This window comes from Dyadobacter diqingensis (assembly GCF_024220585.1).
Taxonomy (GTDB): domain Bacteria; phylum Bacteroidota; class Bacteroidia; order Cytophagales; family Spirosomataceae; genus Dyadobacter; species Dyadobacter diqingensis.
The window spans coordinates 1,282,311-1,296,253 of sequence record NZ_JAMXKF010000001.1 but is presented as its reverse complement, the minus strand read 5'-3'; the positions used below and the strand labels follow the sequence as shown (position 1 = coordinate 1,296,253).

At 38.3% G+C, this 13,943-nt stretch carries 7 protein-coding genes; 4 read left to right on the top strand and 3 right to left on the bottom strand.

From position 1 onward, the window contains the following. Window positions 1–31: 31 nt before the first annotated feature. The gene (gene acpP / locus M1L62_RS05185; protein ID WP_254411939.1) at window positions 32–265 is read right to left on the bottom strand and encodes an acyl carrier protein; all 234 of its coding nucleotides are present in this window, start codon (window positions 263–265) and stop codon (window positions 32–34) included. Window positions 266–921: 656 nt separating this feature from the next. Here acpP and M1L62_RS05180 point away from each other — a divergent pair. The 4 genes from M1L62_RS05180 (at window position 922) to M1L62_RS05165 (ending at window position 7,555) form a co-directional block, all read left to right on the top strand. After that, on the top strand, window positions 922–2,049 hold the full coding sequence (locus M1L62_RS05180; RefSeq protein WP_254411938.1) for a hypothetical protein: 1,128 nt from the start codon (window positions 922–924) through the stop codon (window positions 2,047–2,049). Window positions 2,050–2,075: 26 nt separating this feature from the next. Then, window positions 2,076–4,235 carry a S8 family peptidase gene (locus M1L62_RS05175; protein WP_254411937.1) on the top strand — a complete coding sequence of 720 codons (2,160 nt, stop codon included), beginning with the start codon at window positions 2,076–2,078 and terminating at the stop codon, window positions 4,233–4,235. Between the two features lie 708 nt (window positions 4,236–4,943). Next, window positions 4,944–6,857: an asparagine synthase-related protein gene (locus M1L62_RS05170; RefSeq protein ID WP_254411936.1), complete on the top strand. Its 1,914-nt coding sequence runs from the start codon at window positions 4,944–4,946 to the stop codon at window positions 6,855–6,857. Window positions 6,858–6,871: 14 nt separating this feature from the next. Further along, a complete protein-coding gene (locus M1L62_RS05165; protein ID WP_254411935.1) occupies window positions 6,872–7,555 on the top strand; it encodes a hypothetical protein in 684 nt (227 codons plus the stop codon). Window positions 7,556–7,645: 90 nt separating this feature from the next. Here M1L62_RS05165 and porU2 (M1L62_RS05160) read toward each other — a convergent pair whose 3' ends face one another. Both porU2 (M1L62_RS05160) and porU2 (M1L62_RS05155) read right to left on the bottom strand, forming a co-directional pair. Beyond that, window positions 7,646–10,948 carry a putative type IX secretion system sortase PorU2 gene (porU2, locus tag M1L62_RS05160; protein WP_254411934.1) on the bottom strand — a complete coding sequence of 1,101 codons (3,303 nt, stop codon included), beginning with the start codon at window positions 10,946–10,948 and terminating at the stop codon, window positions 7,646–7,648. Between the two features lie 96 nt (window positions 10,949–11,044). After that, entirely contained in the window at window positions 11,045–13,939 is a 2,895-nt protein-coding gene (gene porU2 / locus M1L62_RS05155) for a putative type IX secretion system sortase PorU2 (RefSeq protein ID WP_445439638.1), read from the bottom strand. Between the last annotated feature and the right edge of the window lie 4 nt (window positions 13,940–13,943).

Below are 13,943 nucleotides of genomic sequence, written 5' to 3'. Positions count from 1 at the left end.
TATAAAGAGGTATATTCCAGGCCCAAACTAACTATGCCAATACATTCTGGCGTTCTTCCAGATATTCTACCAGGCTTTTTACGGTTACAATTTTAGCGTAATCATCGTCAGGAATGGCGATATTAAATTCCTGCTCAAGCTGCATCATCAAATCAACAGTATCCAGGCTATCGAATCCCAAATCTTTCATAAAGTTTGCGTTATCAGTAACAGCACTGTTATCCACGCCAAAATTATTTAATATTTTGACAATACGTTCTTTCATGCTCATGGGGGCTAATATGTAAAATTTACAATTTTTATGGTCTCCTGATTTCGGTATAAACGAAATTAATGTAGAATTAGTACCGCTAAATAGTACAAATCGTTCCCTGAAAGTTATATATTTTTTATTGTGCTTATTATCAGCGCATTATCCATTTTAAAATATTTTAAAATGGATTCGTTATATAAGTAATAAATTGGATTATTTATGTTGTGGGTTTAGCTTGTAAGAAAGTATTCCGGTTTTTGGAAATATGATTATAAAAAGCAAGTGCCAGATGATTGATATACGTTGATGACATGTTTCACTTCGTATTTGCTCCACCGTTATGTTAAGTTTTAGCTCAAAATATACTTTTTCAAACGTTAATAAGCATCAATAAATTGTTATTTCAATAAAACTACTTGTACATTATTGTAGTATATATTAGCTTGCGATTATTCTCAACCTATGAAAATCTCCTGCCGGTTTACTTGCGTTTCAAACACGGAATGCTAACCGGTATAACCCACCATTCAAAACAAGTCTTTATCACGCATTTTATGTGCGGTGGGATTTCTATGTGCAATTTTCAGGACTTTTTTCTACAACATAAAGATACGGCGGCCCCCGAAAAGCCTTAACAGAGTAGGGATACTTTTACATACATTAATAAAATGAAACACAGTTATTTACAGTTCAAGAGAAGTGCATTTTTATTTCTTATCGCCTCAGCTTTATTTGGAAAGGTTAATGCCCAAAGCGATTCTCTGAGATCAGCACGGACTGACGGTACACAGTCTGTTAATGGTACGGTTACTTACGATGGGACGGGGGCTGGGACTGGTGGAAGTGAAGGAACTTACGTTGGTTATCAAGCTGGTGCTGTAACCACAGGTGAGCAAAACGCTTTTTATGGAGCATATAGCGGATACTCTAACACAACAGGTAAGTGGAACACATTTTTAGGGCATAAGAGCGGATATTCTCATACCACTGGAGACAGAAATATATTTTTAGGAGGAATTGCGGGTTATAATACTACAACAGGTCGACTGAATGTTTTTACAGGTTATGCTGCTGGATATAACAACACAACCGGGGCGCAGAATGTTTATTATGGAAATTCTGCTGGATTCGGTACAACCACCGGTAACTACAATACATATGTGGGTAACGGCGTGGCCAATAATAACTTGACAGGCTCAAACAATGTCGCATTTGGATACTTGGCTGGGAATTCCAACGTAGTTGGAAATGGCAATATTTTTATCGGATATAGAGCAGGTTATAAAGAACTTGGAAGCAATAAACTTTACATTTCAAATGATTCTACCTCTGCTCCACTTATCTACGGTGATTTCTCAGACAAAAAACTAGTTTTTAACGGTAAAATAGGAATAGGAACCTCGACTTTTCCAAGCTCAGTCGGCGGTGTCGACGTTAGTGCGTATAAGCTATTTGTCAAGGGCGGAATACTTGCAGAAGAAGTTCGGGTAAGGACAAGCTGGGCAGATTACGTATTTGAAAAGAATTATGACTTAAATTCTTTATCAGAAGTTGAAGAGTTTATTAACCAAAATGGGCATTTACCTAATGTACCTTCCGCAAATAAAGTGGAAAAAGATGGCCTAAATGTAGGTGAAATGATAAAAATACAGCAGGAGAAGATTGAAGAGTTAACACTTTATGTGATAGAACAAGACAAAGAATTAAAAATTCGCAACGTTGAAGCGTTACGTTTGAAAACGGAACTAGATGATTTAAAAGTAATAGTTTCAAAGTTGGTTGAAAAATCGAAATAGCACTAAGATCTAAACTTGAATCAATTATGAAATTATTTAAAATAATCGTTTTTAGTTTGCCTCTTGTTGCTCCTTATTTAGTTTTTGCGCAAACGGAAGCAGAGGTGAAAGAAATTCAAAAATACACCCAAGTTGAGAAGTTGGTGGATTTGGGGAGAGATTTTTCCGTAAAATTCCAAGAAAACAAAAAAAAAGCCATGGAAATTGCTAAAGCGAAGTCTTGGCCAATTGTAGTAAATACTCGGACAGGAACTAAAAAATTAATCGGTGTTACTGAGGATTTACAACCAATTTACAACGAAGCCTTAGATAGTCAAGGAAATGTCACTGTTCGCGCTAATACATTGTGGACTGGAGGCTCGTTAGGTTTGAATGTTCATGGGGAAAGTATAACAGCAGGAGTATGGGATGTAATTGGGGTTCGGCTAACCCACCAAGCTTTTGAGAGTCGTGTACGTCAGATAGATACAACCAGCATTTTTAACCCTGTTACTCACTCAACTTTAGCTAACGATTATTCTCATCCAACGTTTGTGACCGGCCAAATTATTGCTTCTGGTGATTACAATTCCGACGCTTATTTTGGATCGGTGAACTATGGTAAAGGTCAAGGAGCAGCATTTAAAGGTAATGTAGATGCATATGACTCTTCAGATGATCTCGGTGAAGTCGCTATTGCAGCTGCACATGGATTACTTTTGTCTAATCATTCTTATGGGTCCAATGCAGAACCTTCTACAACTGGAAGTTGGTATGATTCAAGGTCTAGAGGGTTTGATGTCATTATGTCCGACGCTCCTTACTATTTGTCAATTTTTGCATGTGGAAATGGTGGTGGTCCAATTGACCAGCTCAGTTATCTTGCTACTTCAAAGAACGGGATTGCTGTTTCAAATACCAATGAAGTTTTAGACTATACCGGACCATCTTCTGTAATCATCGCTAATAGTTCAAGTCGAGGTCCTAGTGATGATTATCGCGTAAAACCAGATATTTCTGCAAGCGGATCATATGTTAGATGTGTGGCTGCCAGAGGAGATAATGACTATACTAATGGTACGGGAACATCGTTATCAGCACCAACGGTCACGGGAGCTCTTATGCTTCTACAACAGCACTACGTTAATATTAATCATCAATTTATGCGTTCTTCGACGGTGAAGGGCCTTGCACTTCATACTGCGGATGAAGCTGGTTCGAATCCGGGACCAGATATTACTTTTGGTTGGGGTTTGATTAATGCTAAAAGGTCGGCTGAGACCATTACCAATAACGGTGGAACATCCCTAATTTCGGAAGATTCTCTCGCTACCGGAAGTTTATACAATAGAGAGCTCATCGCATCTGGGAATGAACCTCTTGTAGCCACTATTTGCTGGACTGACCTACCGGGCATTTCTGTTGGTGATAACAATCCTACTCCTCAATTGGTCAATGATCTAGATCTGAGAGTTATATCCAACGGAACGACCTATTACCCCTGGAAACTAGATCTTTCAAACGTTACCGGCCCAGCCATTCAGGGAGATAATGATCGCGACAATATCGAAAAGATAGAAATTCCTAGTCCGGTTGCGGGGCAGGTTTACATCCTTAAGGTTAATCATAAAGGGACATTGGCTTCGAATGGACAAAGATTTTCTGTTATTGTGACAGGATTGGAAGAATGTGTCGCAAATCGTAACATCGTTTCTTCAGTTAATGCCGTATCAGTGGATCATCAGCAGGCTTCGGCGCGTATTTTGGCTACCAATACTGTAAATGCGAATGCGGAAGCTGTTTATCATGCGGGCGATGAGGTTTTGATGACTGACGGATTTACAGCAATCGGTGGTTCGACATACAGAGCTTACATCGAGAACTGTACGAATGATTACGCAGCTAGAAAGGCAGTCGTGGAACGACCCGTTGTCACTTACAATATTCCTCGCCCAAAAGAAGAGATTGCACTTGCGGATAACGCGGTGTACCCGAATCCGGGCAATGGTATTTTCAATGTCAGAGTGGCAGGACTTTCAGAGGGATTTGTCCAGATTACCAATCTTAAGGGAACTGAATTTTATAACAGAAAATTTAAGGATCAGGGAGAATTGTCGGTAAATATTAAAAACGAAGCGCCTGGGATGTATATCGTTCGGGTCGTATCAGGAAATAAAGTTTACACCAAAACGATCGTGAAGTTTTAGAATATTTCTGTTTTCTTGAATTCGGTCAGGACATCTCATTGTCTCGACCGAATTCAAGAATAATTTATCGTACTCAATACTGAATAAAAGCAGAAGTCTTGAATTTGAGGTGATTCGTTGGTTCATTTAACTTAATAAAATAATAAAATGAAGTAAGCGAGGGTAGATTTTGGAGCAGTGCCTATGGCTATGCTACGTAATTTTTTGCATTCTCTTCCATTTTTAACTAAGTATGTTATATAATAATAGTTATATTTGGTTTTATTTTTGTATTTTGTGTTGAAATAAATAAGCTAGATCCCAATTAATATAGGTGTTTGAAGTAAAACGTTGTTTTTCTTTAAAAACCTATTATTTTTGTTTGAAATTACTTTTAGAGAAGTAATGATTTTTGCAATAATTTTTCTAAATATACAGTTACAATTTGTTCAAACACTATGAAGACACTACAGACATTAAATGGTAACGGTAGAGCTACTTACTCTACGCCTAAACTAAAGCGTCATGGTAAAGTAAGTAAGTTGACTCTAAAAACGGGAAGTTCTACAGATAGTGGAATTCCAGGTTTTGGAGCTGGTGGTGGAGGAACCGAATAATTCTTTCTCATCTATCATTAAATCCTGTGATTTTTTGATATCTACCCCTCTTGAAGTACTTAATACAAAGTCAATTTTGTATTGAGTACTTTTCACATTTAAGCATAACCTTGTGATTGCTGACGGTTTTATCTATTTTAATGATGCCTTTGCCAGTTATAATAAAGAGTTAGGCAAAAATGTTGATTCATTGGTTTTTTCAAATGGATTTATATCTGTTGAGGAAACTGTTGCCGGAGAAAGTGAATACAGACCTTATCTTATTTGTGGGAGAACAGAACTTGGTAAGGTTATCTCGCTAAAATCAGATTACATAGATGATTTTAGTAGCTTCTATGCAAAGGTATCGGATGCTGAAAAGGGTCGCTATTCTCTTTCAGTATTTTATGATGAAAAAGATCGTCAGGTTAGTTTGGTAAGAGATGCTTTTGGTGTCGTACCGCTTTATTATCATCATCTTCCTGGTAAGTTTCTTGCCTTCTCAACAGATCTTAATTCATTAATTAGCATTTGCGGTCGTTATTATGTTCCCGAAGTTAATTCTGGACATGTGGCGAAATTTCTTACTTTCAGCGAGGCCAATGGAACTGTTACCCAGGAGACGTTTTATTCTGGGATCAATACTGTTGCCTGTGGCCATATCACAACTTTTACTTGCGATAACAGTTTTACAGAACCATATTTAAAGCTCAATCCAAATCGCTGGACTTATTTGAGCACCGTAACCGAATACGGGAAGGTATTTCAGGATTTATTCAAAAAGTCTGTTGAAATGGCTGTCACTGGATTTGATGTAGTTGGTTCTCACCTAAGCGGGGGGCTGGATTCGTCTTCGATCATTTGCGAAGTACGACATTTAGGTGCCGAGAAAGAGATACATTCATTTTATGTTGAGACAAAAACACGGCTTGCCAATGAAGGAAAGTACGTCGACAAGGTTGTGGAGCATATTGGATGTTGTCATCACGAAATCCAACCTTCGGAATCTGATCTTGACAAACTGATTTTACATACTTCAATTTATGGGCATCCGGAGTGTATGATTCTTTCGTCAGCAAAGCACAATTCGATTTTAGAAGCGGCAATAAATACTAAATCTAAAATTCTATTGATTGGACATGATGGTGACAGTATTATTGGACATGGTATCGATGAGTACTTAGGCGAACTATTAGCGGAAGAAAAATGGGATTTGTTGAGCGAAGCCATGCGGGAGCGATCTGGACTTGTTTCTCTAAAATATTTATATACTAATTGGGAGTCTTTTTCGGCAGATAAGAAATACAGCATTTTTATTAGAAATTATTTTTATAAGGTACTGGCTGGTAAATTTCATGTACTTACAGGCTTTGATTTTATCATTTATCTAAATAAAATTTGTAAAAATCTTGACATTCCGGTCGGGTACTTTGTACAGCGAGGCTTTAAAACGCTTCTGGGTAAATTGTTTTTTCGTAACAAGGTACCAAACTCGATACTCAATAAAGAATGTGATTTGTCCAATGGAAACTATAAGATACCCGATTTGGCCACTTCACTTCGTGGAACATTATCCCACCAGTATCAGTTTAATTTTGAAGACGTATATAGCAAACCTGCGATTGAAATAAGCGAACAATATTACGCTTTGGGAAATTACTATGGTATAAGTTTGAGATTCCCTTTTTACGATCGCCACCTGTATGAGTTTTCTATGTCGGTTCCCATGTCTGTTAAATTTGGGAAGGGTTACGGCAGAGGACATTTAAGGGAGGGAATGCGTGATGTTTTGCCGGAAGAAATAAGATTGCGAACAAATAAAGCGAATTTTATTTTATATAGTCGACTGGCGACTTTACGTTTATTATCACAAGGTGAGGCATATTTAGAAGACTCATGTCTTGTTTGGAAATACGTGGATAAACGAAAATTTAGATTATCCTGTGAATTATTGGCTAATAATAATCAATCGAATGAAGTATATACAAGGGCTGGCTTTTATGTATTTAGGACCATTGCTCTTTCTGTTTGGCTTGACAAATTTTAATAACTGAAATAATTATGAACAAATTAACACCACTATTAGTATTAGTTTTCCTATCTATGGCGATAACTTCTTGTTCAGACAAGGATAGTGTAACTGTGGATGCATCGAGTTATTATCCTTTATCTAGCGGAAAATCTTGGATCTATAATGTAAAGGAAGAGATTTACTTGGCATCTCAAAGCAAGCCTACACTTAAAGACTATCAGGAAAAGGACGAAGTAATTGCTGTAAATAGTAATTCTGCTGGTACCACTACGTATATGATGACAAGATCTCAGCGATCAAAGGCTACCGACTCCTGGGAGTTAATAAAGAGTTTTTCTGTTGAAAAATATCCGGATAAAATTCTGACCACCATTGATAATAAGATTTTTATGACGCTAATTGTACCAATAAATCCTTCAACAGAATGGAATGTTAACTCATATAATACACTCGATCCGGTGCTCAGAAAATATCAGGATATTGGTGTTGCCTCAAATATTTTAGGGAAGCCGATTGAAAACACAATGACGGTAACTGAGGAACCGGAAGATACTTTGTTAAGCCTTGTTAAGAAAAATATTGTTTATGGCTTCAATTATGGGATTTTGTACGAGGAAAATATTGATTTCGTGTATTGTCAGGATGATGATTGTATTGGTCAAAAGATAGTGGAGTCAGGCTCATCGAAGATTCGTACACTGGTCCTTGAATAATTTTGGAGATTATCGTGATTATTTCAATAAAAAAGAGGGCGATCAAGCCCTCTTTTTTATTGAAATCGATCGCTGGAGCATTCAAAAGGTTTATTTCAACAAAACAATTTTGCCGGATACAATCTCTTCACGATCTTTTGAAGTGAAAATTATTTTGTAAACATAATTGCCAGAAGAGGTTTTTGGGAACCAGTACCATTCATTTATTCCAGCTTTCACTGAAATCACATCGTTGTCCTCAACAAGAATTCCGGATGATGTGTATATTAAATATCTTATCTTATCCAACTGATTGTTGATGTCATAAGAATCTGCAGAGAATTTGACATAGTCGATAGCTGGATTCGGACTGGCAATTACCTTCAATCCCCGTGTTTCGGTGGACACTTTGAAAGAAATCTGGTAATTACTCACATTGCCTTTCGAATCTTTTCCTACTACGAGAAGCTCATATATTCCTGGTTCTAAATTGGAAAGCTGATAATTTGCTTCGATTATCTTTTCACTCGTTCCTTGAATAGTAACTTTATCATCAGCTATTTTTTGAAAGCTGCAATCGTCGTTATTACAAGGTTTCAGATAAATCGAAACGCTACTATTGTCAGCATTTACAAGGTTTTCATCGGTCAGGCTAATGTTTATGACAGCATTTGGAGCAACAATATCTGCATTTTTAATTATCCGGTCATCAAATGAAACAGATAACCTTGGCGCTAGCAAATCTGCAAAAAACTCTTTGGGATAAGTAGAAAGCTCCTTTACTGCATCCCAGTCAATTAACAGTTCGGCTTTGTTATTGGCTTTTGTCGTTTCTGTCAACAAATTGTCGCTGTCAAGGGTGATTTCGATTTTGCTTAACACATTACTATTTACAAACGGAATTTGTAAAGTATATTCTCCAATCATAGAGTTGATCGTGACTTTTTTCACTAATTCTTGCCCGTTGCTGTACTGCAAACGGATATTTACCGGAATTTTTTGCTGTTCGTCGAATCTACCAAGGTTGGAAATTACAGCTCCAAAAATAATTGAATCCGTTTTAGCAAGAGATATTGCCTGATTCTTGGACTTTATGAATAGTTCAGAGTTTTTAACGGAGTAATCAGGACTTTCGTATCTGAAAATTTTGAGCACTGGATCACCCATTAAAATTGATTGGTGAATATTGGTTATATCGTATAATGAAGGATTCGAAGTAGTTATTGTTTTTGCTGTTTCCTGCTGAACCTGGCCAATCGTTTTAACGGGACTTTTTGAGTCAAACAGATCAGAATACAGTACATCAAGATATTTCTTTGTCGAGGAATAATAACTGTAATGTGAGTTTGAAATTACGCCAATTGCGCCTTTTTCTTTTGCAAATAACCAATCCAAAGCCAGAGTATTACTCCAGCTCGCGAAGATATCACCAACTCCACAACCGTTAAAATACATCAACGGATACTTATCCTTATTATTAAAGCCATTTTGAGGATCGGACGCGTAACCCATGTCCAGGTCTGTTACAGTAGGAGAGCCATGCCCGAAATAAGTTAACAATCCAATCCCACTATTTACCTGTGGACTTATATTTACTTTTTCAACTTCTATGAGCGTTTGTTTTACGACAGCCTCAACTGAACCACCATCAGCGATTACCTCCGGGCTTAGGTCTGACAGTGCATTTTTCAACATGGTAAGCTCTGATACAGATTTTCCGCCACTGACATGGAGGACTTTTTTTCTCCAAGCACCATTTGTATAGTCCTGCTCATATGCCTTTATTTTATCGAGATAATGGTTAACCTCTTCGGCTGTAAGAGCAGAAAGGCGCCCCACTGGAATTGCGGGTACGTCTTTGGGGCTCCCAGCAAGGCCATCGACCAACAAAATATCTGCTCCGGGATATCCAACAGTGGGTACATCTCCGGGTAATTCTTTTAGGGTTTTTTCTATTAACGAAGCATAACTTGTAGATTTTCCAATTAACAGTAAATTTTTGTTAACATTCCCATCCGATAGCATGAATTCTACAAACTTCCTGATTGCCAATGGACTGGGTTCACCGTAATTGAACTGATTGTAGATATCTTTTACATCCACAACGAGTGGTTTATAATTGCCGCCTGCTTCCGATGCCCTATAGTTGCCATAGGCCTGCGCAGCTGTAAGTAATGCAGTATTTGTAACAATAAAGTAATTATAATTTTGAGGTATGTAACTCGTGAATTTGATATTACTTATTTTGTTTGCGGCAAGGTCTTTTATTTCGGTCGTTACAAACAAAGTTAATGCCTGGTCGGTTTTACGCCTGACAGTCAGTTCTAACGTGTTATTATTGAAACTTCCTGTTATTTCTTTAGGATGTAGTTTGTCCGTTAAATCAAATACGCGTGCGGATGCAGGTGCATTTGGGATCTGAATTCGGCTAAGTGTCGCTTTTCCTGGCGAGAGATTAAATGTGGCGGTCACCTGTCCGGTCATATCAAAACTTTGTGGGTATATGACATTACAATAGGTCAAAGAATAAGTATCCTTCACACCATTAAGTTTCGAACGAAGCCCCAAAACACCTTTACCATCAGAATTGATGTCAGTTTCCTGTAAAGGGAATTCAGTCTTTCTACTGGTAAACAAGCTGAAATTTAACGGAGAATTGACTTCTCTTAAGGAAGTTTTGGTCTTTCCTATCAAAGTCTGTACACTATGCCCAGTGTTGCTTCTGCCATAAATTAACAATTCAATTTTTGGTTGTACCGAGGCAACAGAAACTCTGTTTTTTAATTGAAAGTCCCATCGTGCATTATTTTCTGATGCTTCACCTGAAACTCTTAAAGTGTCCGTCCAGCCCTTTCCGTCTAAAAAGATACTTTCCAAAAGACTGGGTTCGATATACGCTGGGCTTTGGGAAAACTGGCCAATAAAAAATTTTACATCTTTTTGTAAATGGTATGTTTCAGGGGCCAATGAGGTATTAGTGGCTTCGGAGTATTTTTCTGCCAACGAAGTAGAGCGTGAGTCAACCGTAAGGAAATATGATCCCTCCTTGGAGTACATGCTGTGGTAAATGTTTGTACGAGAGCTCATGGGGCGAAACAATAAGGAGTCGCGCGCTCCATCGTTTGGCTCTCCGTAAAATACCAATTCATTATTGTTTAAACTTAAAATAGAAATTTCAGTACCACGGTAATAAAGGTGAAATTTGGTGGGCTCTGAGACAGGGAAATTCGCTTCGGTCAATTTAGAAAAAGGAACACGCTGTATACCTTTCTCCTGAACCGCGATCCGAACATATGGTTGGTTAGTATTGATCCAGGAGTTGGTAATGGATTGCGCACTAATATCTGTTGCACTAATGAAACTTAGTAACGCAAAAAAATAGATGAAGAGAGAGTTGTATACTTTTTGATTCATGTGATTCAATATGTGTGTAAAAATAGAAAAGGTAAGAATAGATATTTAACGTATTCCTACCTTTTCTATGTATACTCTTTGTCTTTTACGAAAGAATTATTTTTTCAATATCTGTTTATTTAGAACGTTACCGTCTTTCGTTATTATTTCCAACACATAGGTGCCGGTTGGGGCACTTTTGAGAGAAATTTTCTTAGAACCGTCCGCTGCGCTGCTGATAACCTGTCCCTTGGAATTAATCAAATGCCAGGAATATAATTCCTTTGAATTTGCTAATTCAATTTCCACAAAATCGTCAGTTGGATTTGGAAACACTTTCACAAGATCTCCATTCTTTAGGTTAACAGATTCAATACGTGAATAACTTACCTTTCCATCAAAATCAATTTGTTTCAAACGATAATAATTTACACCCACCAACGGAGCATTATCAATCCACAAATATGTGTTTTCAACCGAAGAGTTTCCTTTTCCTTCGACATAACCGATTTCTTTAAACATTTTAGCATTTTCGCTTCTTTCAACAACGAAGTTTTTGTTATTGGTTTCAGACGCTGTTTTCCAGGTGACATTTACCTGATTATTCACCAGAATTGGCTTGAATGATATCAGGTCGACTGGCAAAGGGTTATCCGTTTGTAAAATATAAAGAGCAGGATCTCCCTGAAGTACAGACTGGTGTAAATTCTGAATATCCAGAATCGATGGAGAATTAGCACGTATCGCTTTAGAGGTGGTTTTTTGTACTTCCCCTATTGGCAACCTCGCTGTTGTGAACAATGAGTTATACAATGCCTTCACATAAGTATTGGAAGAACTTACATAAGCGATGTAAGAGTTAGCCAAAATCGCAATTGCTCCCCGGTTTTTTGCAGTGACCCAATCCTGGGTTAGTGAATTGTAGCTTACAGCAAATATGTCACCTGTGCCACACCCATTAAAATACATAAATGGATATTTACCTGCGTTAGAATATCCGCCGCTTACAACGACACCTCCGGCAGTTGTGGCAAATCCCATGTTATAGTCTGTTGCAGACGGAGAGCCATGTCCAAAGTAGGTCATCATACCCACTCCGTTGTTAATTTTTGTAATAACTGAATTTACAATGGGAGTGTCTGTAGTTCCCGGTTTCGCCGATGGGGTAACGTTTTTTCCGGCACTTGTCGCTTTTCCGGCAATATTGGAGAGGTAACCTTGGAAATCAGTGATCTCAAAATCGGATTTCCCACCACTTAAATGCAGAACTTCCTTAAGCCAGGTGTCACCATTTTTGCTGGCCAACTCATATTCTTTTACTTTATCAAGATAATCAGAAACTTGGTTTGTTGTTGTTACAGGTAACCTGCCAATTGAGATAGACTGTACGTCTTGAGCGTCTCCGCCCAATCCTTCAACCAAAAGAAAATCAGATCCGGGATAGCCCAAAGTAGGTAGGTCGTTAGGATCAATGTCCTTCACAAGTTTCTCATATCCGGATGGATAACTGATCGATTTCCCAATCAGGAAAATGTGCTTTTTCCGATTTTCTGAACCGCCTTGAATCATATGGTCAAAGAAACGACGTAGTGCTAATGGACTTGTTTCACCATAGTTAAACTGATTGTAAATATCCTGTACATTCACTACAAGGGTGTTATACCCTCCGCCAACCGCACTTTTTCTGAAATCGGCATAAGTCTGAGCAGATGATAACAAACTAGCGAAAGTAACTACAATGTAATTGGAAGCAGAAGCGTCATATTTTTTAAATGTCAGCGCGGTAATCTGGCCAGCTCCAATGGTATTAAACTGATTCGTTACCAATACAGGCATCGATTGGCCTGCCGAACGTCGAATGGTTAAATTCAGTAATCCGCCGGCCGTAAATTTAATTTCTTTTGGTTTATCCTTATCGGTCAAATCAAAGACTCTTTCCTGACCAGGGGAGTTTGGAACCTCTACACGGCTAAGACTTCCTGCTGCAGGTAATAGATTAAAGTAGGCAGTATTTACGCCTGTCATGCTAAATGACTGAGGATAGGTCAAACGGTAGTATGTCATAGAATAGCTATCACCGCTATTCGCTGCAAAAGTAGATCTAAGTTGAATAACACCGGACCCGTCTGCGTTTATATCGGCTGAGCCAGGGTTTTGTTCAGGAAATACAATCTGGAAAGTGCCTTTCTTTGTCGTGAAATCTGAAAAACCGGAAAGGTTAGTGCCAAGACGTAACGTATTGTAATCTTTACCGACGGAGACATTGACACTGTGCGCAGTACCACTTCTTCCATAGACCATTAAATCTAGTTTTGGCAGTAGTGAAGGAACGTAAACACGATTTTTAAAATTCATTCTAAAAATGCCCTTTTGCTCAGATGTTTGTCCGGCAACGCGCATTGTATCGGTCCAGCCTTTTCCATCAAGGTAATAACTTTCTAAAAAGTATGGCGCACTCAATGCCACACTTTGAGAGAAATGTCCGGTGTAGGCTTTTACGTCAGTTTGTAAGTGGTATGGTTCAGGAGTTGGCACGTTGCCAGTTTCCGTATATGACTCAGCAAATGGTTTGTCCGGATCTGATTCTCTGAGCGTTAGCATGTAAGAGCCTTGATTTGTGTACAGGCTATGATAGATATTCGTACGGGCCGTAATAGGGCGGAATAACAAAGAATCGAGTGCTCCATCATTTGGTTCACCGTAAAAAACGATATCATAACCCACGGAACCCGGAGTTACACTAATAATGTCAACCTCCTTACCGCGATGATACAAATGCAGTTTATTTTTGTTGGCATCTGTGATAGTGGGAATCCCTTTAGCACTTAAAAAAGTGGATGAAACGGTTTGCAAGCCCTTGGTTGTGACTGCTATACGTACGTAAGGCTGGCCATAATCCTGATCAGGAATCCATGAGGAGGTGTTCTGGTAAGTCCACTGCGCTTTGGAATGGACGAATATCATAACGAGAAGGGATGTTATGATAAACTTACTTATAGTAGAATTCTTCATAATG

Bases quoted from the DNA above. Each gene is read 5' to 3' on its own strand.
- acpP (WP_254411939.1), bottom strand. From the start codon at position 265: ATGAAAGAACGTATTGTCAAAATATTAAATAATTTTGGCGTGGATAAC.
- M1L62_RS05165 (WP_254411935.1), top strand. From the start codon at position 6,872: ATGAACAAATTAACACCACTATTAGTATTAGTTTTCCTATCTATGGCG.
- M1L62_RS05175 (WP_254411937.1), top strand. From the start codon at position 2,076: ATGAAATTATTTAAAATAATCGTTTTTAGTTTGCCTCTTGTTGCTCCT.
- porU2 (WP_254411934.1), bottom strand. From the start codon at position 10,948: ATGAATCAAAAAGTATACAACTCTCTCTTCATCTATTTTTTTGCGTTA.
- porU2 (WP_445439638.1), bottom strand. From the start codon at position 13,939: ATGAAGAATTCTACTATAAGTAAGTTTATCATAACATCCCTTCTCGTT.
- M1L62_RS05180 (WP_254411938.1), top strand. From the start codon at position 922: ATGAAACACAGTTATTTACAGTTCAAGAGAAGTGCATTTTTATTTCTT.